Source organism: Streptomyces ambofaciens ATCC 23877 (assembly GCF_001267885.1).
Lineage (GTDB): Bacteria > Actinomycetota > Actinomycetes > Streptomycetales > Streptomycetaceae > Streptomyces > Streptomyces ambofaciens.
Window position 1 is genome coordinate 6919610 of record NZ_CP012382.1, and the last position, 21226, is coordinate 6940835.

A 21226-nucleotide genomic window follows, 5' to 3' on the forward strand; every position below is an offset into this window, starting at 1 on the left:
TCGTGACCGCCATCCCCTTGGGCGTCCCCGAGGTGCCGGTCCGGCCGCTCGCCGAGCGACGTGTGTCGCGGCGGATCCAGGTCGGACCGGTGGCGGTCGGGGGCGGGGCCCCGGTGTCGGTGCAGTCCATGACCACGACGCGTACGTCGGACATCGGTGCGACGCTCCAGCAGATCGCGGAGCTGACCGCGTCGGGCTGTCAGATCGTGCGGGTGGCCTGTCCCACCCAGGACGACGCGGACGCGTTGCCGGTGATCGCGAAGAAGTCGCAGATCCCGGTGATCGCGGACATCCACTTCCAGCCCAAGTACGTCTTCGCGGCGATCGAGGCGGGCTGCGCGGCGGTGCGGGTGAACCCGGGCAACATCAAGCAGTTCGACGACAAGGTCAAGGAGATCGCGAAGGCGGCGAAGGACCACGGCACGCCGATCCGGATCGGGGTGAACGCGGGTTCGCTGGACCGGCGGCTGCTGCAGAAGTACGGCAAGGCGACGCCGGAGGCGCTGGCGGAGTCGGCGCTGTGGGAGGCCTCGCTCTTCGAGGAGCACGACTTCCGGGACATCAAGATCTCGGTGAAGCACAACGACCCGGTCGTGATGGTCGAGGCCTACCGGCAGCTCGCCGCGCAGTGCGACTACCCGCTGCACCTGGGCGTCACCGAGGCGGGTCCGGCCTTCCAGGGCACCATCAAGTCGGCCGTCGCCTTCGGCGCGCTGCTCTCCCAGGGCATCGGTGACACCATTCGGGTCTCGCTGTCGGCGCCGCCGGTGGAGGAGATCAAGGTGGGCATCCAGATCCTGGAGTCGCTGAACCTGCGGCAGCGGGGTCTGGAGATCGTCTCCTGTCCGTCGTGCGGCCGTGCCCAGGTGGACGTCTACAAGCTGGCCGAGGAGGTCACCGCCGGTCTGGAGGGCATGGAGGTGCCGCTGCGCGTCGCCGTGATGGGCTGCGTGGTCAACGGTCCCGGTGAGGCCCGCGAGGCCGACCTCGGTGTCGCCTCGGGCAACGGCAAGGGACAGATCTTCGTCAAGGGCGAGGTCATCAAGACCGTCCCCGAGTCCAAGATCGTGGAGACCCTCATCGAAGAGGCCATGAAGATCGCCGAACAGTTGGAGAAGGACGGCGCGTCGGGGGAGCCGGCCGTCACCGTGAGCTGAACAGCACGGACCGAAGGGGGCCCGAGCGTGACGATGCTGGAGAACATCCGGGGACCACGCGACCTGAAGGCGCTGTCCGAGACGGAACTCGGTGAACTGACCCGCGAGATACGGGACTTCCTGGTGCACGCGGTCGCCCGCACCGGCGGTCACCTCGGACCCAACCTGGGGGTGGTGGAACTCACCGTCGCCCTGCACCGGGTCTTCGAGTCACCGGCCGACCGCATCCTGTGGGACACCGGCCACCAGACCTACGTGCACAAGCTCCTGACCGGGCGTCAGGACTTCTCCAAGCTGCGCGGCAAGGGCGGGCTGTCCGGCTACCCGTCGCGCGAGGAGTCCGAGCACGACGTCATCGAGAACAGTCACGCCTCCACCGTCCTCGGCTGGGCCGACGGCCTCGCCAAGGCCCACCAGGTCCTCGGCCGGGAGGACCACGTCGTCGCGGTCATCGGTGACGGCGCGCTCACCGGCGGCATGGCCTGGGAGGCCCTGAACAACATCGCGGCGGCCAGGGACCGGCCGCTGATCATCGTCGTCAACGACAACGAACGCTCGTACGCGCCGACCATCGGCGGCCTCGCCAACCACCTCGCGACGCTCCGCACGACCGACGGCTACGAGCGCGTGCTGGCCTGGGGCAAGGACGTCCTCCAGCGCACCCCGGTGGTCGGCAACACCGTCTACGAGGCACTGCACGGCGCGAAGAAGGGCTTCAAGGACGCCTTCGCCCCGCAGGGGCTCTTCGAGGACCTGGGGCTGAAGTACCTGGGCCCGATCGACGGGCACGACATCGAGGCCGTCGAGTCCGCGCTGCGGCGCGCCAAGCGCTTCCACGGGCCGGTGCTGGTGCACTGCCTCACGGAGAAGGGCCGTGGCTACGAGCCCGCGCTGCGCGACGAGGAGGACCACTTCCACACCGTCGGCGCGATGGACCCGCTCACCTGCGCGCCGCTCACGCCGCCCCCGGGCCCCTCCTGGACCTCCGTGTTCGGCGAGGAGATGGTCCGGATCGGCGAGGAGCGCGACGACGTCGTGGCGATCACCGCGGCCATGCTGCACCCGGTCGGCCTCGCCGCCTTCGCCGAACGCTTCCCCGACCGGGTCTGGGACGTCGGCATCGCCGAGCAGCACGCCGCCGTGTCCGCCGCCGGCCTCGCCACCGGCGGCCTCCACCCGGTCGTCGCCGTCTACGCCACCTTCCTCAACCGGGCCTTCGACCAGCTCCTGATGGACGTGGCCCTGCACCGCTGCGGGGTCACCTTCGTCCTGGACCGGGCCGGCGTGACCGGCGTCGACGGGGCCTCGCACAACGGCGTGTGGGACATGTCCGTCCTCCAGGTCGTCCCGGGACTGCGCATCGCCGCACCGCGCGACGCCGACCAGCTCCGCGCCCAGCTGCGCGAGGCGGTCGCCGTCGACGACGCGCCGACCCTGGTGCGCTTCCCGAAGGAGTCCGTCGGACCGGCCGTCCCCGCCGTCGGCCGGGCCGGTTCCATGGACGTCCTGCGCGCCCCCGACCGGCCCGAGGTGCTGCTGGTGTCCGTCGGCGTGATGGCGCCCGTCTGCCTGCGGGCCGCCGAGCTGCTCGAGGCCCGCGGCATCGGGTGCACGGTCGTGGACCCGCGCTGGGTCAAACCCGTCGACCCGGCGCTCGCGCCCCTGGCCGCCCGGCACCGGCTGGTGGCCGTCGTCGAGGACAACAGCCGCGCGGCAGGGGTAGGTTCGGCGGTGGCACTGGCGCTCGGTGACGCGGACGTCGACGTACCCGTACGCCGTTTCGGCGTCCCCGAGCAGTTCCTCGCGCACGCCAAGCGCGCCGAAGTCCTCGCCGACATCGGTCTCACGCCGGTCGACATCGCCAGCCGGATCAGCGCCGGTCTGGCCGTCGCCGCGGAGACCGGAGAACGTGCCGAAGGGCCCACCGGCGACGGACGGACCGTCACGCCAGCGCAAGGAGAGAACTGAATGACCAAGGAGTTCGACCTCGCCGCGCTCTTGGCCGAGCGCGGAGCCGAGCGGTACGAGCTGCACGCCAAGCACCTCAACCACCAGCTGCCGCGCATGCTGCACACCATCGGCTTCGACAAGGTCTACGAGCGGGCCGAGGGCGCGCACTTCTGGGACGCGGACGGCAACGACTACCTGGACATGCTCGCCGGGTTCGCGGTGATGGGCCTCGGACGCCACCACCCCGTCGTCCGCAAGGCGCTGCACGACGTCCTCGACGCCTCGCTGGCCGACCTCACCCGCTTCGACTGCCCGCCGCTGCCCGGGCTGCTGGCCGAGCGGCTGCTCTCCTACAGTCCGCACCTGGACCGGGTCTTCTTCGGCAACAGCGGCACGGAGGCGGTGGAGACCGCGCTGAAGTTCGCCCGGTACGCGACCGGCAGGCCGAGGGTCCTGTACTGCTCGCACGCCTTCCACGGGCTGACCACCGGCTCGCTCTCCGTCAACGGCGAGAGCGGCTTCCGCGACGGCTTCGCGCCGCTGCTGCCCGACACGGCCGTCCCGCTCGGCGACCTGGACGCCCTGGCGCGGGAGTTGCGGCGCGGGGACGTGGCCGCGCTGATCGTGGAGCCGATCCAGGGCAAGGGCGTGCACGAGGCCCCGCCCGGCTACCTGCGCGCCGCGCAGGACCTGCTGCACCGGCACAAGGCGCTGCTGATCGCCGACGAGGTGCAGACCGGGCTGGGCCGGACCGGCACGTTCTACGCCTTCCAGCACGAGGACGGAGTCGAGCCCGACCTGGTGTGCGTGGCCAAGGCGCTGTCCGGCGGCTACGTGCCGGTGGGGGCCACGCTGGGCAGGGACTGGATCTTCCAGAAGGTCTACTCCTCGATGGACCGGGTGCAGGTCCATTCGGCGAGCTTCGGGTCCAACGCACAGGCCATGGCGGCCGGACTCGCGGTGCTCTCGGTGATGGAGAACGAGGAGATCGTCGCGAACGCCGCCGCCGTGGGCGAGCGGCTGAAGTCCCGGCTGGCGGAGCTGGTGGACCGCTACGAGATGCTCGCCGACGTGCGCGGCCGGGGGCTGATGATCGGCATCGAGTTCGGCCGCCCCAGGTCACTGAAGCTGCGCAGCCGCTGGACGATGCTCCAGGCGGCCAGGAAGGGACTGTTCGCGCAGATGGTGGTGGTGCCGCTGCTGCAGCGCCACCGGATCCTCACCCAGGTGTCCGGCGATCACCTGGAGGTGATCAAGCTGATTCCGCCGCTGATCATCGACACCGCGGACGCGGACCGGTTCGTCGACGCCTTCACCGAGGTGATGGAGGACGCGCATCACGGGGGTGGACTGATGTGGGACTTCGGCAAGACCCTGGTCAGGCAGGCGGTGGCCAACCGCTGAGCCCGGCACTTTTGCCCCACAGGCAAGAAACTTGCCCGTGGGGCAAGGCTCGGGCTCAATGGAAGCATGAGCTCCTCCGAGACGACGGACCCGGCCGAGGGATCGGTCGCCGCCGTCGCACCCCAGCTGCGCGAGCTGCGGCGCCGGGCCGCCCTCACCCTGGAGGCCGCGGCGCGCGCCGCCGGGCTGTCGCCGGCGCACCTGTCCAGGCTGGAGACCGGGCAGCGCCAGCCCTCGCTGCCGATGCTGCTTTCCCTCGCCCGGGTCTACGGTACGACCGTATCGGAACTGCTCGGCGAGACGGCCGCGGACCGGGACGCCGTCGTGCGGGCCGAGGCCATGGAGCCGACGTCCGCGGGCGGCTGGACGTACTGGCAGGCCGGCGGGTCCGGCCGCGGGATGCAGGCCCTGCGGGTCCGCGTCCCGCACGGGTCGCAGGGCGACATCGTGCGGGTGCACCCCGGTGAGGAGTGGCTCCACGTGCTGCGGGGCCGGCTGCGGCTGCGCCTCGGGGACACCGTGCACCGGCTCGGTCCGGGCGACAGCGCGCACTTCGACTCGCTGACCCCGCACCGGATCGCCGCCCAGGACGCCGACGGGGTCGAGCTCCTCTTCGTCCACACCCTGCTGCAGAGCCCGACGGCGGCGCTCTGCCTGGGGCCGGCCACCGTGCCGCCCCACTCCACTCCGGGAGAGATGCCATGAACCTGCAGGACAAGTTCCCGCGTGCCCTGTGGGTGCGGCTCTTCATCTACCTCGTCGTGGGCCACGCCTTCGCGGCCTTCATCTACCTGCTCTTCGAGGTGGGAGCCGGCAGCCGGTGAACGCGACCCCTCAGTCCAGCATCCGCTCGCGCAGCCGCTCCCGGGTCTGCGGAGTGATCCCCAGGCCCTGCTCCAGGTAGGCGTCGACTCCGCCCCAGGTCTGCTCGACGGTCTCGAAGGCCGCCGCGAGGTACTCGGCGCGCGCGTCGAACAGGGGGCTGAGCAGCTCCATGACCTCGGGGGAGTAGGCGGAGGCGGCGGTGCTGCTGCGACGCACCTTGTAGCGGCGGTGCGTGGCGTTCGACTTCAGGTAGTCCTCGACGATGGCGTCCCGCTCGACGCCCAGGGCGAGGAGGGTGATCGCGATCGACAGGCCCGCGCGGTCCTTGCCGGCCGCGCAGTGCATCAGCGCCGGGACGCTGTCCTCGGCGAGCGCGTGCAGCACCCGCGAGTGCTCCGCCGTGCGCTCCTTGATGATCAGGCGGTAGGAGCCGATCATCCGCTCGGCACCCTTGTCGCCGGCCAGGATCTCGCGCAGCTGGTCCAGGTCGCCGTCGCGGACCATCTTCCAGAACTCGGCACCGTCGGCCGGGTCGCTCAGCGGCAGGTTCACATTGCGCACGCCCGGCAGCTCGACGTCCGGGCCCTCGAGCTTCTGGTCGGCCGCGTTGCGGAAGTCGAAGATCGTGTGCAGGCCCAGCGAGGCCAGGAACGCGGCGTCCCCTCCGGTGGCGTGCGCCAGGTGACCGCTGCGGAACAGCACTCCCTGTCGTACCCGCCGTCCGTCCACGGTCGGCAGGCCGCCCACGTCACGGAAGTTGCGCACACCGGCCAGCTCGGGTTCGGTCGACGGGACCTGCTGCGTCACGGGGGCTCCTCCCACTCCGCCCCGTCGGCGCTGCTCGCCGCCGGGCTCCACTCGAAGATACGGCACGGGCCTGCGCCTCCGGGTGCCGGGACGTCCGACAGTGGACCATCTGGGCCTTCTGTCCGTATTGGTGCCTTAGTCCCAACTCGCTCTGAAATAAAAGGGGCTGGAGGGACGGCGCGTGAGCAGCGTCATATCCGTGACGGTGCGTTGCCCGTCATGTTCACGTAATTCCGCCGGTTTTCAAGGACGTTTGCCCGAACCGGTGCCCCGCGAATCGACGGAGGGTGACCGGTGATTCCCATAAAGGATCAATCGGAACACCGGCCGAGGGAACCCCACGCTTGTCGCTGCGCGTCCTGGTCGCTTACGTTCACCACCGATCCGGACGGAACGCCTAATCCTGCCGCCGACCGGAGCCCGCACTCATCGACCACCCGTACACGGCAGGAGCGGGGGACCCACAGGTAAGACTGCCTGTTCCGGTTCCCGGAACGGCTTGGGGTTAAGCCGCGTCCCGACGCGGCCGGGCATCTCCAGCTCGCACCCGACAGCTCACCTCGCAGGCGCCGGAGAGGAATTCGCCATGCCCGCGAAGGGTAAGCACCGCCGTACCAGGGCCATGCGCCTGACCCGCACCATCGCCGTCGCCGGAACCGGCGGCGCCGCGCTCGCGCTCCCGCTGATGGGCGCCGCCGGGGCCCACGCCGCTCCCGCGCAGTCCGTTTCCGAGCACTCCGTGCAGTCCGTCGCGACGTCGGCGAAGAAGGCCGCCGGTGCGGAGAAGAACGGGGACTCGCGGACGTACACCGTCAAGAGCGGTGACTACCTCTCGAAGATCGCCGACGAGCAGGACGTCGACGGCGGCTGGAAGAAGCTCTACGCCGACAACCGCGAGGTCGTCGGTTCGGACCCGTCGCTGATCCACCCCGGTCTGAAGCTCGCCGTCGCCGGACAGGCCGCCAAGTCCTCGGCCCCGTCCTCCTCCGCCGCGTCGGAGAAGCCGGCGGCCGAGAAGCCCGCCGCGGCCGAGAAGCCCGCCCCCGCGAAGGCCGAGTCGGCCGAGCAGTCCTCGGACGCCGCGAAGAGCTCCGCCGACTCCTCGAACACGAGCGCCCAGTCCGCCGGCACCGGCAGCGGCTTCGCCTCGCCCGTCCCGAGCGGCACCCTGGGCACCCCGTACCACCAGACGGGCAGCATGTGGTCCAGCGGCTACCACACCGGTACGGACTTCGTCGTCCCGACCGGCACCTCCCTCAAGGCCGTCGGCGCGGGCACCGTCGTCTCCGCGGGCTGGGGCGGCGCCTACGGCAACCAGGTCGTCATCCAGCTCGCCGACGGCCACTACGCCCAGTACGCCCACCTCTCCTCGCTCTCCGTCTCCGCGGGCCAGTCCGTGACGGCGGGTCAGCAGGTCGGCCTCTCGGGTGCCACCGGCAACGTGACCGGACCGCACCTGCACTTCGAGATCCGCACCACCCCGGACTACGGCTCGGACGTGGACCCGGTCGCGTACCTGCGCTCGCACGGCGTCTCCCTCTGACGAGGAGCTGACGCGCCCTCCCGCGCCACCGAAGGCCGGACCCCGATCCCCGGGTCCGGCCTTCGGTGTATCAGGACCCCGCTTATTCCGGAATTGGCGAATACTTTAGGCGTGGCATTTCTCACCGCCCGTCAACCCTTTCCTACGGTCGCGTAGGTCACATTCCAAGGTGAATCATGGGCCGATGTGGCAGACGATTCGAAGAGTGACAGCGGAACAGTGATCGGGTCGTACGTGGCGGTGGGGGACAGCTTCACCGAGGGCGTCGGCGACCGGGGCCCCGACGGATCGTTCGTCGGTTGGGCCGACCGGTTCGCCGTCCTGCTCGCGGACCGGCGCCCCGAGGGCGACTTCACGTACACGAACCTCGCCGTACGCGGCAGGCTGCTCGACCGGATCGTGGCGGAGCAGGTGCCGCGGGCCGTCGAACTCGCCCCCGACCTGGTCTCGTTCTGTGCGGGCGGCAACGACATCATCCGGCCCGGCACGGACCCCGACGAGGTGGCCGAGCGGTTCGAGCGGGCGGTGGCCGCGCTGACCGCCGCGGCCGGCACCGTGCTGGTGACGACCGGGTTCGACACCCGCGGGGTGCCCGTCCTCAGGCGTCTGCGCGGCAAGATCGCCACGTACAACGGGCACGTCCGCGCCATCGCCGACCGCTACGGCTGCCCCGTGCTCGACCTGTGGTCGCTCAGGACGGTGCAGGACCGCAGGGCGTGGGACGCCGACCGGCTGCACCTGTCGCCGGAGGGCCACACGCGCGTGGCGCTGCGCGCGGGCCAGATCCTCGGCCTGCCCGTCCCGGCCGACCCCGACCAGCCCTGGCCGCCGCTGCCGCCGCGCGGCACCCTGGACGTCCGCCGGGACGACGTCCACTGGGCCCGCGAGTTCCTGGTGCCGTGGATCGGCCGTCGGCTGCGCGGCGAGTCCTCGGGCGACCACGTGATCGCCAAGGGGACGCTGTCGGCGGACGACATCAGGGGGCGGATCGCGACGGTGGCCTGACGGCGGGGGAGCGGTGTGGGGCGGGCGCGGGGCGCGGCGTCCCGGTCGTGCCGGCGGCGGGCGGGCCGGGGCGGCGCCGGGGCGTCGTCAACGCCTCCCGCTCCAGCCCCAGTTCCCGGGCGAGCGCCTCGTCCATCCACTCCTGGGCCCGCGCCCGGGACACCGCGCCCCCGTACGACGTCAGCTGCACGGCCAGTCCGTCCAGCAGGGCGGTCAGGCGGAGCGCGGCGTCCTCGGGCCCGGGGCAGTGGAACTCCCCGGCGGCCACGCCCTCGGCGATGACCGCGGCGATCGCCGCCTTCCACTGGCGGTCGAGTTCCAGGGTGACGCTCCGCAGCTCGGGTTCGCGCAGCGCCACCGCCCAGCCCTCGATCCATAGCCGCCAGCCCTTGGCCTGCCCGGTGGGGGCGTACCACCGCACGGCCGCCCGCAGCCGGCGCAGCGCCGAGGTACGGCGGCCCAGCAGGGCGCGCAGACGGGCGAGATCGTCCTCGGCGGCATAGGCGAACGCGGCGGCGACCAGCTTCTCCTTGGTGGAGAAGTGATAGAGCACCAGGGCATTGCTGACGCCGAGCGCGGCGGCCACGTCGGCGATGCGCAGCGCCGCCACCCCCCGCGCCGATATCTGTTCGATGGCCGCGCGCAGCAGCTCCTCGCGCCGCTCCGCCACACTCAACCGGACTCTCGCCACGCCCGTCACCCTATACAGGCCCCGGACGTGCGGTGACGGCCGCCGCGGTCCCGGCCGTTCAGTCCGCGACGGCCCCGGCCGCACTCCCGCGCCCCGCGTCGGGAAGGTCGCACGAGTCCTTGAAGCCCTGGCTGGTCAGGCCGAGCGCCGCGTTGATCCGGGAGCGCAGGTTCTCGACGGCGACCATCGCCGTCAGCTCCACGAACGCGGGCTCGCCCAACCGGGTCCGCAGCCGCTCGGCGAGGTCGTCGTCGACCGTGGGAGGGGTCGCCGTCATCGCCTCGGCGTACTCCATGACGTCCCGCTCCGCCGGCGTGTAGGCGTCACTTCCCCGCCACACCGGCACATCGTGGAGCTTGCGCGGGTCCATGCCCCGGCCGGCGTTCTCCCAGTAGCCGAAGTCCATGCACCAGGAGCAGCCGATCGAGGCCGCCGAGGCCATCACCGCGAGCGCCTTCAGGTCGGGGTCCAGCCTGTTCCACCTGGCCACGGACTGCTCGAACCGCAGGTCGCCGCGGAGCACGCGGGGGTTGTGGGCGAGCGCCCTGGCGGGGTCGAGGACCTTGCCGTAGGTGCGCCGGGAGTACCACTCCGCGAGGCGGAGGAGGAGGGTCCGGGGAGGGGTGAGGGATACGCGGGCCATGGGGGCCACCTTCCTGACCGTCGGTCGTGCCGCTGCGCGGCGGGCGCTCCGGCGGGGCGCCCTCACCGGTACGACGGGCGGAGGGGACGCGGATGTGACATCCGCCGTTCGGGGTGCCGTCGGACGAGACGATAATGAGAGCCTGACCTACTCCACCTGGAGGTACCGTGGCCGGTTCCCGTTCCCCGAGCACCGGGCTCAGCGCACTGCGGCCCGCCGCCTTCGGTGCGGACCCGAGCGGTGCGCGCATGGCGCGGATCCGCAGATCACCGCACTTTCGCGACGGCGTCTTCCAGAACCCCGGCGGCACCGCCCGGACCCGCCCCTCCGGATCGGCCCGCGAGTTCGCGAAGGTCTACTTCGACCGGGAGACGCGACCCCACCGCGCCCCGCGCGGCACGGTCCCGGTGCACGCCACCACCCTCGCCGACCTGGCCCGCCCGCCGGCCACCGGACTGCGGCTGACCTGGATGGGGCACTCCAGCGTGCTCGCCGAGATCGACGGGCAGCGGGTGCTCTTCGACCCCGTCTGGGGCGAGCGCTGCTCCCCGTTCCCCTTCGCCGGCCCCAAGCGGCTGCATCCGGTCCCGGTGCCCCTGGCCGCGCTGGGTCCGGTCGACGTCGTCGTGATCTCCCACGACCACTACGACCATCTGGACATGCCCACGATCAAGGCGCTGGCGGGCACGGACACCCTCTTCGCCGTGCCGCTCGGCGTCGGCGCGCACCTCGAACGCTGGGGTGTCTGCGCCGACCGGCTGCGCGAGCTGGACTGGCACGAGTCGACGCGCGTCGGCGGACTCACCCTCACCGCCACCCCGGCCCGCCACTTCTGCGGACGCGGCCTGCGCAACACCCAGCACACCCTCTGGGCGTCCTGGGTCGTCGCCGGTGAGGAACACCGGGTCTATCACAGCGGCGACACGGGGTACTTCGACGGCTTCCGGGACATCGGCGCCGCCCACGGCCCGTTCGACGCCACGATGATCCAGCTGGGGGCGTACTCCGACTTCTGGCCGGACATCCACATGACACCCGAGGAAGGCGTGCGCGCCCACCTCGACCTGCAGGGAGGCCGGCCGGGCGGCGCCCTGCTGCCGATCCACTGGGGGACCTTCAACCTCGCCCCGCACGCGTGGGCGGAGCCGGGGGAGTGGACCCTCGCCGCCGCGGAGTCGGTCGGCCAGCCCCTCGCCGTCCCGGTCCCCGGCCGCCCCTTCGAGCCCGGGGGCGAGATCCCCTCCGCTCCGTGGTGGCGCTCCGTGGGCCGGGTGCCGGACCGCGAGTGGCCCGTGCCCGTCGCCGGTCCGCAGGCTGCCCGACAGGACCTGGACCTGGTGGGCGAGGACTGAGGCGGGGTCCGTGTATGAACGGACGAGGGACGGGCGGCCGGGGAATGCCCCGGCCGCCCTTTCGTTGCCTCCGAAGGTGCGGTGCGGCACCGGGTCCTTCACTGTCAGTGACAGTTTCTGATCGGGTTCGACCGGTCTCCAGCCCCTCCGGAACGGATGCTTCACCGGCTTATCGGGCTGTCGTACGAGGCCTCATACCAGAGCGGGACGTTGTCCGAGGGACTTTGGCAACTGCCCACCGCACATGATGCACGGGCGACTACTGTCAGTGTCCGTCGGGCGACGTAGACCGGATCCCCGGTCCGCTCGGCCGACACCGTGACGGCGCGCGCCCGCGTGGCGTCGCGTGTCCGCGTGGCGCCCGCCACCACGCGCGAGCACCCAGGCCCGACGGGCCAACGGACCAGTACGAGGACCCCCGATGTCTCACCTCCGCGCCCCGGCCGCGCGAGCAGACCGCCGCGAGGGCGGGCGGCACGGCCGGCCGGCCCCCCGTACCGCCACCGCGTTGCCCGAGACCCATATACGGCCCCAACTCCTGCGCCTGGCCGTGCTGCCGCCCGTCGCGGTCGCCCTCAGCGCCTGCGCGGTCGTCTTGTTCACCGTCCGGTCCACCGGCGCCCGCCCGAGCCCCGTGCTGTGGGCCGTCCTCGCCGGGGCGGTCTCGGTGACCCTCGCCGCCGTCGCCATCGCCGCCGTCGCCGCGGACCGCGCCGCACGGTCCGTGCACGAACGCGTCGGCGCCCTGCGCCGCAGCACCGCGCGCGGGGAGAGCGATCTGCGAGCCGTCGTCGAGGCGTTGCGGCGCGGCGAGACCCCGCCGCACCGCAAGGTCCGGAGCGGACCGCCGGACGACGCCGACGACTTCGAACTGCTCGCCGCCGACCTGTCCCGCGCCCACGACGGCGCCGTCACCGCGGTCGTCCGGGCCGCCCAGCTCTCCAGCCAGGCGGGCAGCGAACAGAAACTGGAGGTCTTCGTCAACCTCGCCCGGCGCCTGCAGTCCCTGGTGCACCGCGAGATCTCCATCCTGGATGAGCTGGAGAACGAGATCGAGGACCCCGACCTCCTCAAGGGCCTCTTCCACGTCGACCACCTCGCCACCCGCATCCGCCGCCACGCCGAGAACCTCGCCGTGCTCGGCGGCGCCGTCTCCCGCCGGCAGTGGAGCAACCCCGTCGACATGACCGAGGTGCTGCGCTCGGCCATCGCCGAGGTCGAGCAGTACTCCCGGGTCCGGCTGGTCCCCCCGATCGACGGCACCCTGCGCGGCCACGCCGTCGCCGACGTCATCCACCTGCTGGCCGAACTCGTCGAGAACGCCACCCTGTTCTCCGCCCCGCAGACGCAGGTGCTGATGCGGGCCAACCTCGTCACCTCGGGCCTCGCCGTGGAGGTCGAGGACCGGGGACTCGGTATGCCCGTCGACGAGCAGAGCCGGATGAACGCGCTGCTCGCCGACCCCGACCAGGTCAACGTCGCCCGCCTGCTCGCGGACGGGCGCATCGGGCTGTTCGTCGTCTCGCAGCTCGCCAAGCGGCACGGCATCACCGTCCGACTGCAGACCAACATCTATGGCGGTGTCCAGGCCGTACTGGTCGTGCCGCAGGCCCTGTTGGGACCGGAGCCGGGCGCCCTTCCCGGGGGCGAGACCCGGCCGGGCCAGGCCGCGGGGACCGAGCCGGTGCCCGTACCGCCGCCGCCCCGGCAGCAGCCGCGGCCCACGGCCCCCGCGATGCCGCCGGTTCCCACCACGTCCGTCCTCGACACCCCGGCGCCCGCCCCCGTCGCCCCGGCGCCCGTCCCCGTCGTTCCCCAGTCCCGCGTCCCCGAGGCGCCCGTGCAGGCCCCCTCCCGCAGGGCCGACGGAGGCGAACCCGTGCCGCTGCCCGTACGCGGCGCCCGCGCGGACCGGCCCACCCCCGCCGCCGCGGTGCCCGGCGTCCGGGCCGAGGACCGGGGCGTGCTCGCCGAGCACGCGGCCACCCCGCCCGTGCCGCGCCACAGTGCGGTGCGCGGCACCATGGGCAAGCCCCGACTGCCCCGGCGCCGCGCCCAGGAGCACATCGCACCCCAGCTGCGCGGCGGTCCCGCACCTCGTCAGGAGGCCGAGCAGCACACCGGCCACGACCCCGGACTGATGGCCGCCTTCCAGCGCGGGATCGGCCTCGCGGAGGCCCAGCAGCACTTGGAGCCGTCCCCCGTGGAGCCGACCTTCGTGGAGCTGCCGTCCGGAGTGGAGCCCGTCCGCGGGCAACCGGACCGCGACGAGCCGGTGTCGCCGTACACGGAGCCGCACCCCATGGAGCCGCGCCCCACGGAGCAGAGCCCCACGGAGCAGAGCCACCGGGACCCGGCCGGATGACCCTCCCCACCGCCACCCCGAGCCCTTCCCCCACCCTGACCGTCACCCCCACCCCCACCACCCCCACCCCCACGACCCGCGCTCCCGCAGACCTTCGTACCCCAAGGAGTCGATCCACCATGGCGAGCGATGCGCCGACCGGCCACGTGTCCGACCTCGACTGGCTGATGAGCGGCCTCGTGCAGCGCGTACCGCACACGACCAGCGCGGTGCTCCTGTCCTGCGACGGACTGGTGAAGTCCGTCCACGGCCTCGACGCGGACAGTGCCGACCACATGGCCGCCCTGGCCTCCGGGCTGTACTCCCTCGGCCGCAGCGCCGGCGTCCGCTTCGGCGACGGCGGCGACGTACGGCAGGTCGTCGTCGAACTCGACTCGACCCTGCTCTTCGTCACCACCGCCGGCTCCGGCACCTGCCTCGCCGTGCTGGCCGGCCGTGAGGCCGACGCCGCCGTGCTCGGCTACGAGATGGCGATGCTCGTCAAGAGCGTCCGCCCCTACCTCGTCACCGCGCCCCGGCAGTACGCCGTCGAACCCCCGGCGATGAGGCCTTGAGGGTGGCCGCGGCCGGCGACGGGCCCTGGCTCGACGACGCGGCCGGACGGCTGGTGCGCCCTTTCACCGTGAGCAACGGCCGTACCCGGCCCACCGTCGCCCTCGACCTGATGTCCCAGGTGATGGCCACGGGGGCGAGCCCCCTCGGCTACCTGGGGCCCGAGCACGCGCAGGCACTGGACCTGTGCAGGGCGCCCCTCCCGGTCGCCGAGCTCGCCGCTCATCTGAGGCTTCCGGTGGCAGTCACCAAGGTGCTGCTCTCGGACCTGGTGGACTGCGGTGCGCTGACCACGAAACCCCCCGCCGCGTTCCACCACAACCCCACGGACCGGGCCCTTCTGGAGGCAGTGCTCGATGGACTACGACGACAGCTCTGACTACGGCCACGCCGACGGCACCGATCCCTTCCCCACCGCGCTGAAGATCCTCGTGGCGGGCGGATTCGGAGTGGGCAAGACGACCTTCGTCGGCGCGGTGAGCGAGATCGCGCCGCTGAGCACGGAGGAACTGCTCACCACGGTCAGCGCCGCGACCGACAACCTCGACGGAATCGAGAACAAACTCGAGACGACCGTGGCCATGGACTTCGGCCGCATCACCCTCGACCCGCGACACGTGCTCTACCTGTTCGGGACGCCCGGCCAGGAACGGTTCTGGTTCATGTGGGACGAGCTGTGCGAGGGCGCCCTCGGCGCCGTGATCATCGCCGACACCCGGCGGCTGGAGGAGTCCTTCGCCGCCGTCGACTTCTTCGAGGAACGAGGACTCGGTTTCGTCGTCGCCGTCAACGAGTTCGACGGCGCCTACCGCTACGACCCCGAGGAGGTGCGCGCCGCCATGGACCTCCACCCCGAGATCCCCATCGTGCGCTGCGACGCCCGGATCTCCAGTTCCGGCGTACAGACGCTGCTCACCCTCGTACGCCACCTCATCGCCCACACTCCGGCCCCCACGACGGGGTTCGGCGCCCACCGGTGAATCCCGGTGATTCCCGGGTGACCAAGCCCGCACCCCATGGAGCCGCACATGACGCACGTCCACAGCGACGGAGCCCGCCCATGAGCTACGACCCGCCACGCCCGGCCGGACGTCTGCTGCTCACACCCGAGGACCGGGAGGGGCCCGCCCGGGTGCGGCGGCTGCGCCGGCTCGGTCTGGCGGAACGCCCGGACCCGGCCCTCGACGCCTTCGCGGCACACCTCGCCGGGCTCGCCGAGTCGCCGTACGCGATGGTCAACTTCCTCGTCGAGGGCGGGCAGTTCTTCGCGGGCCTGCGGGTGCCCGAGTTCCCGCCGGTGACGCGCGGGGACGGCACCAGTCCGGAGTTCGGCCGGGTCCAGCCCCGGGACCACGGCTTCTGCCCGCACGTGGTGGTCCGGGGCAAGGCGCTGGTCCTGGAAGACGTGCGCGACTACCCGCGTTTCGCGGGCAATCCGGTCGTCGACGAGTTCGGCATCCGCTCCTACCTCGGCGCCCCGCTCATCGACAGCACGGGCACGGTACTGGGAACGGTGGCCGCTTCCGACGTACGGCCCCGGGCCTGGGGGCAGGCGGGGCTGGCGACGATCAAGTCGACGGCGGCCGACCTCGTACGGCGCATCGAGCGCAGCGCGCAGGACGGGCTTCCGCTGTGAGCCGCCGGCCGCCGCGACACCGGCACGGGAGCGGGCGCGCGGGGTGGGCGCGCGGGGTGTGAAGGAAAGCTGCGGCCGGGCTTAAGAAAGGCTCGATGGACCCGGGGCGGTGTCGTACGGCAGATTGCTGTGCGATTCCCCTCCCCTCCCCGGACGCGGGCTGCCTCGGCATGCCCGGCGCCGGGACCTCACCCGTCAGGAGCCGTAGCGTTGAAGGCGCTGGTCAAGGAGAAGGCGGAGCCCGGGCTGTGGCTCGCGGACGTCCCCGAGCCGGTCATCGGACCCGGTGACGTCCTCATCAAGGTGCTGCGCACCGGCATCTGCGGCACCGACCTGCACATCCGGGCCTGGGACGGCTGGGCGCGGCAGGCCGTCCGCACCCCGCTCGTCGTCGGGCACGAGTTCGTCGGCGAGGTCGTCGACACCGGGCGGGACGTCACGGACATCAAGGCCGGCGACCGGGTCAGCGGCGAGGGCCACCTGGTCTGCGGCAAGTGCCGCAACTGCCTGGCCGGCCGGCGCCACCTGTGCCGCGCCACGGTCGGGCTCGGCGTCGGACGCGACGGGGCGTTCGCCGAGTACGTCGCCCTGCCCGCCACCAACGTCTGGGTGCATCGGGTGCCCGTCGACCTCGACGTCGCCGCGATCTTCGACCCCTTCGGCAACGCCGTGCACACCGCGCTGTCCTTCCCGCTGGTCGGCGAGGACGTCCTCATCACCGGCGCCGGACCGATCGGCCTGATGGCCGCCGCGGTGGCCCGGCACGCGGGTGCCCGCAACGTCGTGATCACCGACGTGAGCGAGGAACGCCTGGACCTGGCCCTCAAGGTCGGTGTCAGCCTCGCCCTCGACGTGTCGAAGGCGAGCATCGCCGACGGCCAGCGCGAACTCGGCCTGCGCGAGGGATTCGACATCGGCCTGGAGATGTCCGGCCGCGCCGAGGCCATGCGCGACATGATCGCCAACATGACGCACGGCGGCCGGATCGCGATGCTCGGCCTGCCGTCCGAGGAGTTCCCCGTCGACTGGGCCCGGATCGTCACCTCCATGATCACGATCAAGGGCATCTACGGCCGCGAGATGTTCGAGACCTGGTACGCCATGTCGGTGCTGCTCGAAGGCGGCCTCGACCTCGCCCCCGTCATCACCGGCCGCTACGGCCACCGCGACCACGAGGCGGCGTTCGCCGACGCGGCGAGCGGCAGGGGCGGCAAGGTCATCCTCGACTGGACCGCGTAAGTCATCTGCTTTTCCTAGGAGCTTCTGAGATGTTCGACTCCGTGCGCGACGACCTGCGCGCCACCCTCGACGAGATCCGCGCCGCCGGCCTGCACAAGCCCGAGCGCGTCATCGGCACCCCGCAGTCCGCCACCGTCGCCGTCACGGCCGGCGGCCGCCCCGGCGAGGTCCTCAACTTCTGCGCCAACAACTACCTCGGCCTCGCCGACCACCCCGAGGTCGTCGCAGCCGCCCACGAGGCGCTGGACCGCTGGGGCTACGGCATGGCGTCCGTGCGCTTCATCTGCGGCACCCAGGAGGTCCACAAGGAGCTGGAGGCCCGGCTCTCCGCGTTCCTCGGGCAGGAGGACACGATCCTCTACTCCTCCTGCTTCGACGCCAACGGCGGCGTGTTCGAGACCCTCCTCGGGCCCGAGGACGCGGTCATCTCCGACGCCCTCAACCACGCCTCGATCATCGACGGCATCCGCCTCTCCAAGGCCCGCCGCTTCCGCTACGCCAACCGCGACCTGGCCGACCTGGAACGGCAGCTCAAGGACGCCTCCGACGCCCGGCGCCGCCTGATCGTCACCGACGGCGTCTTCTCCATGGACGGCTACGTCGCCCCGCTGAGCGAGATCTGCGACCTGGCCGACCGCTACGACGCCATGGTCATGGTCGACGACTCGCACGCCGTCGGCTTCGTCGGCCCCGGCGGACGCGGCACCCCCGAGCTGCACGGCGTCATGGACCGCGTCGACATCATCACCGGCACCCTGGGCAAGGCCCTCGGCGGCGCCTCCGGCGGCTACGTCGCCGCCCGCGCCGAGATCGTCGCCCTGCTGCGCCAGCGCTCCCGGCCGTACCTGTTCTCCAACACCCTCGCTCCGGTCATCGCCGCCGCGTCCCTCAAGGTGCTCGACCTGCTGGAGTCGGCCGACGACCTGCGGGTGCGGCTCGCCGAGAACACCGCCCTGTTCCGCCGCCGGATGGTGGAGGAGGGCTTCGACATCCTCCCCGGTGACCACGCCATCGCCCCGGTGATGATCGGTGACGCCTCGCGGGCGGGCCGCCTGGCGGAGCTGTTGCTGGAGCGCGGGGTGTACGTGATCGGCTTCTCCTACCCGGTCGTCCCGCAGGGCCGGGCCCGCATCCGCGTCCAGCTGTCCGCCGCCCACTCCACCGAGGACGTGAACCGCGCGGTGGACGCCTTCGTGGCGGCGCGCGCGGAGCTGGACGCCTGACGCCCGCCCGGCTCGTGCCGCAGGCGCCCGCCTCCGGCACGCCCGCGTCGGGCCCCTGGTCGCCCCACCTGAGAGAATCGATCCCGTGATCGAAGCGCGGCGGCTGCACATCCTCCGGGCGGTGGCGGACCACCGCACCGTGACGGCGGCTGCCGCCGCGCTGTACCTCACCCCCTCGGCGGTCTCCCAGCAGCTGGCCGCCCTGGAGCAGGAGACCGGGCACCGCCTGGTCGAGCGCGGCGCCAAGGGCGTCCGGCTGACCCCGGCCGGCGAGATCCTGCTCAGCCACACCAACGCCGTGCTCGCCCAGCTGGAGCGGGCCGAGGCGGAACTCGCCGCGTACGGCTCGGGCGCCGCCGGGACGGTGACGGTCGCCTCCTTCGCGACCGGCATCGCCCTGGTCGTGGCGCCCGCGCTGGGCCGCCTCGCCGAGTCGGCGCCCGGCATCCGCATCCGCGTCCAGGACGCCGAGGGCGACGCCAGCCTGCCGATGGTCCTCGACCGGCGGGTCGACGTGGCCGTGGCCGTCGAGTACCGCGGGGCCCCGCCGGCCGACGACCCGCGCCTGACGCACGTCCCCCTGTACGCCGAGCCCTTCGACGCGGTCGTCCCCGTCGCCCACCGCCTCGCCGACGCCGACGAGGTGCCGCTCGCGGAGCTGGCCAAGGACCCGTGGATCGGCCCCTACCCGGGCAACCCCTGCCACGACGTGGTGGTCCTGGCCTGCGAGAGCGCCGGGTTCCAGCCCCGCATGGAGCACTCCTCGGACGACTTCCGCGCGGTGGTCTCCCTCGCCGCGGCCGACGTGGGCGTGGCGCTCGTCCCGCGCTCGGCGCTGCACGGCACGGACCTGACGGGCGTGGTCGTCCGGCCGGTCGACGGTGTCGCGCCCACCCGCCGCGTCTTCGCCGCGGTACGACGGGGAGCCGAGGAGCACCCGTTGATCCGCCCCGTGCTGGACGCACTCGACGAGGCGGCCCGGGCGTGAGGCCTCCGTAACAGAGCCGTCTCATATACGGGATAGCGTGCCGAACATGAGAGACACGGACGACGCTCCCGACCCCGTGGACGCCCGGCTCGCCGCCCGGCTGGCCGAGCTGCGGGCCGAACGCGGCTGGTCGCTGGGGGAGCTGGCGGAGCGCAGCGGGGTGAGCCGGTCCACCCTGTCGAGGGCCGAGCGGGCGGAGACCAGCCCGACCGCCTCCCTCCTCAACCGCCTGTGCGCGGTCTACGGGCGGACCATGTCCCGGCTGCTCAGCGAGGTCGAGGCGGAACCCGCCCTGCTGGTGCGCGCCGCCGAGCAGCCGCGCTGGGAGGACCGGTCCGCGGGGTTCGTACGCCGCTCGGTGTCCCCGCCGCACGCCGGGCTGCGCGGCGAACTCGTCGAGGGCCGCCTCGCCGCCGGCGCCGACATCGCCTACGACCGACCCCCCGTGCCCGGTCTGGAGCAGCACGTCTGGGTCCTCGAAGGTGCCCTGGAGGTGACGGCCCAGGACGTCGAGCACCACCTCGGCACCGGGGACTGCCTGCGGATGCGGGTGTGGGGGGCGACGAGGTTCCGGTGCGCCGGCCCCGAGGGCGCGCGCTACGCGCTGGCGGTGGTGCTGCCGTGACCGTGACCCGCGTCGACGCCGACCGGCTGACGGCACTGCTCGCGCAACTGGCCGACCTGCTGACCGCCACCGTCGAGGACGGCGCGTCCGTCGGCTTCCTCGCGCCGCTCGGCCGCGAGGAAGCCCTTGCCTGGTGGCGGGGCCGGTCCGCCGCCGTGGCCGCCGGGCGACTCGCCGTCTGGGTGGCGCACGAGGGGGAGCGGGTGACCGGAACGGTGAGCCTCGCCCTGCCCGACAAACCCAACAGCCGGCACCGCGCCGAGCTGGTCAAGCTCATGGTCCGCCGCGAGGCGCGCGGCCGGGGCCTGGGCCGCGGGCTCCTGGCCACCGCGGAGGAGGCGGCCGCGGCGGCCGGCATCACCCTGCTCCACCTCGACACCGAGACCGACAGCCCCGCCGAACACCTCTACCGGTCCGCCGGATGGACCCGCGCCGGGGCCATTCCCGACTACGCGGCGGACCCGCGCGGGGAACTGCGCCCCACGACGCTCTACTTCAAGCAGGTCGGCGCCCCCGCGACCGCCGGGTGATTGTCAGTGGCGACGGCTACGGTGCCTGACATGCCCGACGCGAAAGACGTACGCCGTATCGCCCTGTCCCTGCCGGACACGACGGAGAAGACCGCCTGGAACATGCCCACGTTCCGGGTCGCGGGGAAGATGTTCGCCACGCTGCCCGAGGACGAGACCTCCCTCGCGGTGCGCTGCCCGAAGGAGGAGCGGGACGAGCTCGTCCTGGCCGAGCCGGAGAAGTTCTGGATCGCCGGCCACGAGGCCCAGTTCGCCTGGGTGCGGGCCCGCCTCGCCGTCCTGGAGGGCGAGGACGAACTGCGCGACATCCTCGCCGACTCCTGGCGCCAGGCGGCCCCGCCCCGGCTGCTGGACGCGCATCCCCGGCTGGGGCTGCCGGGCGGGGCCTGAGGACCGACGCAGGACCGCTGGAGAAATCCCGCGAGGCCGACGGGCCCGGAAAAGCGATGCGCGACCACCGGCCCGAGTGCGGTATGGTTTTCCTGCGCGTTCGACCGGGGGAAACCCCAGGTCAGACGGGCAACGGGACGTGGCGCAGCTTGGTAGCGCACTTGACTGGGGGTCAAGGGGTCGCAGGTTCAAATCCTGTCGTCCCGACTGGTGACAGTCGTAGGCCGAGGGCGGCTCCGGAGAGATCCGGAGCCGCCCTCGGTCGTTTTCCCGCCATCGACGGTGTGGCCGGGCCGGTCGC

The 21226-nt window shown here is 72.6% G+C and carries 21 protein-coding genes, 1 tRNA gene, 1 pseudogene and 1 riboswitch; of the genes and pseudogenes, 20 read left to right on the forward strand and 3 right to left on the reverse strand.

Annotated features, from left to right (window positions below; all coding sequences use genetic code 11):
* Positions 1-2 precede the first annotated feature (2 nt).
* From ispG to SAM23877_RS30475, 5 genes are all read left to right on the forward strand, one after another.
* The gene (ispG, locus tag SAM23877_RS30455) at positions 3-1157 is read left to right on the forward strand and encodes a flavodoxin-dependent (E)-4-hydroxy-3-methylbut-2-enyl-diphosphate synthase (RefSeq protein WP_053139980.1); all 1155 of its coding nucleotides are present in this window, start codon (positions 3-5) and stop codon (positions 1155-1157) included.
* A 27-nt stretch (positions 1158-1184) separates the two neighbouring features.
* Positions 1185-3125, forward strand: coding sequence for a 1-deoxy-D-xylulose-5-phosphate synthase (gene dxs / locus SAM23877_RS30460; protein WP_053139982.1), 1941 nt, complete (start codon positions 1185-1187; stop codon positions 3123-3125).
* A complete protein-coding gene (locus SAM23877_RS30465) occupies positions 3126-4511 on the forward strand; it encodes an aspartate aminotransferase family protein (protein ID WP_053139984.1) in 1386 nt (461 codons plus the stop codon). It abuts the gene before it with no gap.
* A gap of 66 nt (positions 4512-4577) precedes the next feature.
* Positions 4578-5216: a helix-turn-helix domain-containing protein gene (locus tag SAM23877_RS30470; RefSeq protein WP_053139986.1), complete on the forward strand. Its 639-nt coding sequence runs from the start codon at positions 4578-4580 to the stop codon at positions 5214-5216.
* The gene (locus SAM23877_RS30475) at positions 5213-5335 is read left to right on the forward strand and encodes a DUF6126 family protein (protein WP_053139988.1); all 123 of its coding nucleotides are present in this window, start codon (positions 5213-5215) and stop codon (positions 5333-5335) included. The genes SAM23877_RS30470 and SAM23877_RS30475 overlap by 4 nt, the downstream gene beginning before the upstream one ends.
* A gap of 10 nt (positions 5336-5345) precedes the next feature.
* On the opposite strand, the gene SAM23877_RS30480 is transcribed toward SAM23877_RS30475, so the two are convergent.
* The gene (locus SAM23877_RS30480) at positions 5346-6143 is read right to left on the reverse strand and encodes a tyrosine-protein phosphatase (RefSeq protein WP_053139990.1); all 798 of its coding nucleotides are present in this window, start codon (positions 6141-6143) and stop codon (positions 5346-5348) included.
* A 424-nt stretch (positions 6144-6567) separates the two neighbouring features.
* Positions 6568-6727, forward strand: a riboswitch (cyclic di-AMP (ydaO/yuaA leader).
* A gap of 2 nt (positions 6728-6729) precedes the next feature.
* Between SAM23877_RS30480 and SAM23877_RS30485 the strand changes: the two genes are divergently transcribed.
* Entirely contained in the window at positions 6730-7686 is a 957-nt protein-coding gene (locus tag SAM23877_RS30485) for a M23 family metallopeptidase (protein ID WP_053139992.1), read from the forward strand.
* Positions 7687-7905: 219 nt separating this feature from the next.
* Complete coding sequence (locus SAM23877_RS30490; RefSeq protein WP_053139994.1) at positions 7906-8691, forward strand: SGNH/GDSL hydrolase family protein; 786 nt, start codon at positions 7906-7908, stop codon at positions 8689-8691.
* 73 nt (positions 8692-8764) lie between these two features.
* Here the strand turns inward: SAM23877_RS30490 and SAM23877_RS30495 are convergent.
* Positions 8765-9382, reverse strand: a pseudogene (locus tag SAM23877_RS30495) (TetR/AcrR family transcriptional regulator); the annotation flags it as partial.
* Positions 9383-9440: 58 nt separating this feature from the next.
* A complete protein-coding gene (locus tag SAM23877_RS30500) occupies positions 9441-10025 on the reverse strand; it encodes a carboxymuconolactone decarboxylase family protein (protein WP_053139997.1) in 585 nt (194 codons plus the stop codon).
* A gap of 167 nt (positions 10026-10192) precedes the next feature.
* Here SAM23877_RS30500 and SAM23877_RS30505 point away from each other — a divergent pair, with 167 nt between their 5' ends.
* From SAM23877_RS30505 to SAM23877_RS30565, 13 genes are all read left to right on the forward strand, one after another.
* Positions 10193-11377: an MBL fold metallo-hydrolase gene (locus SAM23877_RS30505; protein WP_053139999.1), complete on the forward strand. Its 1185-nt coding sequence runs from the start codon at positions 10193-10195 to the stop codon at positions 11375-11377.
* Positions 11378-11798: 421 nt separating this feature from the next.
* Positions 11799-13742, forward strand: a complete 1944-nt coding sequence (locus SAM23877_RS30510; protein ID WP_079030530.1) for a sensor histidine kinase — start codon at positions 11799-11801, stop codon at positions 13740-13742.
* Positions 13743-13861: 119 nt separating this feature from the next.
* Positions 13862-14296 (forward strand): roadblock/LC7 domain-containing protein, encoded by a 435-nt coding sequence (locus SAM23877_RS30515; RefSeq protein WP_053140002.1) that lies wholly within the window; start codon positions 13862-13864, stop codon positions 14294-14296.
* A gap of 2 nt (positions 14297-14298) precedes the next feature.
* A complete protein-coding gene (locus tag SAM23877_RS30520; RefSeq protein WP_053140004.1) occupies positions 14299-14673 on the forward strand; it encodes a DUF742 domain-containing protein in 375 nt (124 codons plus the stop codon).
* Positions 14651-15274 (forward strand): GTP-binding protein, encoded by a 624-nt coding sequence (locus tag SAM23877_RS30525; RefSeq protein WP_053140006.1) that lies wholly within the window; start codon positions 14651-14653, stop codon positions 15272-15274. The genes SAM23877_RS30520 and SAM23877_RS30525 overlap by 23 nt, the downstream gene beginning before the upstream one ends.
* An 80-nt stretch (positions 15275-15354) precedes the next feature.
* Positions 15355-15930, forward strand: a complete 576-nt coding sequence (locus SAM23877_RS30530; RefSeq protein ID WP_053140008.1) for a GAF domain-containing protein — start codon at positions 15355-15357, stop codon at positions 15928-15930.
* 210 nt (positions 15931-16140) lie between these two features.
* Positions 16141-17169, forward strand: coding sequence for an L-threonine 3-dehydrogenase (gene tdh, locus SAM23877_RS30535; protein ID WP_053140010.1), 1029 nt, complete (start codon positions 16141-16143; stop codon positions 17167-17169).
* A 29-nt stretch (positions 17170-17198) separates the two neighbouring features.
* Positions 17199-18392, forward strand: a complete 1194-nt coding sequence (locus tag SAM23877_RS30540) for a glycine C-acetyltransferase (RefSeq protein WP_053140012.1) — start codon at positions 17199-17201, stop codon at positions 18390-18392.
* A gap of 85 nt (positions 18393-18477) precedes the next feature.
* Entirely contained in the window at positions 18478-19380 is a 903-nt protein-coding gene (locus tag SAM23877_RS30545) for a LysR family transcriptional regulator (RefSeq protein ID WP_053140021.1), read from the forward strand.
* Between the two features lie 46 nt (positions 19381-19426).
* Complete coding sequence (locus SAM23877_RS30550; protein ID WP_053140024.1) at positions 19427-20005, forward strand: helix-turn-helix domain-containing protein; 579 nt, start codon at positions 19427-19429, stop codon at positions 20003-20005.
* The gene (locus SAM23877_RS30555) at positions 20002-20535 is read left to right on the forward strand and encodes a GNAT family N-acetyltransferase (protein WP_053140027.1); all 534 of its coding nucleotides are present in this window, start codon (positions 20002-20004) and stop codon (positions 20533-20535) included. The genes SAM23877_RS30550 and SAM23877_RS30555 overlap by 4 nt, the downstream gene beginning before the upstream one ends.
* A gap of 30 nt (positions 20536-20565) precedes the next feature.
* Positions 20566-20925: an MmcQ/YjbR family DNA-binding protein gene (locus SAM23877_RS30560; RefSeq protein WP_053140029.1), complete on the forward strand. Its 360-nt coding sequence runs from the start codon at positions 20566-20568 to the stop codon at positions 20923-20925.
* 133 nt (positions 20926-21058) lie between these two features.
* A tRNA-Pro gene (locus tag SAM23877_RS30565) sits at positions 21059-21132 on the forward strand.
* Positions 21133-21226: the final 94 nt, after the last annotated feature.

Bases quoted from the DNA above. Each gene is read 5' to 3' on its own strand.
- SAM23877_RS30465 (WP_053139984.1), top strand. From the start codon at position 3,126: ATGACCAAGGAGTTCGACCTCGCCGCGCTCTTGGCCGAGCGCGGAGCC.
- SAM23877_RS30470 (WP_053139986.1), top strand. From the start codon at position 4,578: ATGAGCTCCTCCGAGACGACGGACCCGGCCGAGGGATCGGTCGCCGCC.
- SAM23877_RS30475 (WP_053139988.1), top strand. From the start codon at position 5,213: ATGAACCTGCAGGACAAGTTCCCGCGTGCCCTGTGGGTGCGGCTCTTC.
- SAM23877_RS30485 (WP_053139992.1), top strand. From the start codon at position 6,730: ATGCCCGCGAAGGGTAAGCACCGCCGTACCAGGGCCATGCGCCTGACC.
- SAM23877_RS30500 (WP_053139997.1), bottom strand. From the start codon at position 10,025: ATGGCCCGCGTATCCCTCACCCCTCCCCGGACCCTCCTCCTCCGCCTC.
- SAM23877_RS30510 (WP_079030530.1), top strand. From the start codon at position 11,799: ATGTCTCACCTCCGCGCCCCGGCCGCGCGAGCAGACCGCCGCGAGGGC.
- SAM23877_RS30515 (WP_053140002.1), top strand. From the start codon at position 13,862: ATGGCGAGCGATGCGCCGACCGGCCACGTGTCCGACCTCGACTGGCTG.
- SAM23877_RS30525 (WP_053140006.1), top strand. From the start codon at position 14,651: ATGGACTACGACGACAGCTCTGACTACGGCCACGCCGACGGCACCGAT.
- SAM23877_RS30530 (WP_053140008.1), top strand. From the start codon at position 15,355: ATGAGCTACGACCCGCCACGCCCGGCCGGACGTCTGCTGCTCACACCC.
- SAM23877_RS30540 (WP_053140012.1), top strand. From the start codon at position 17,199: ATGTTCGACTCCGTGCGCGACGACCTGCGCGCCACCCTCGACGAGATC.
- SAM23877_RS30550 (WP_053140024.1), top strand. From the start codon at position 19,427: ATGAGAGACACGGACGACGCTCCCGACCCCGTGGACGCCCGGCTCGCC.
- SAM23877_RS30560 (WP_053140029.1), top strand. From the start codon at position 20,566: ATGCCCGACGCGAAAGACGTACGCCGTATCGCCCTGTCCCTGCCGGAC.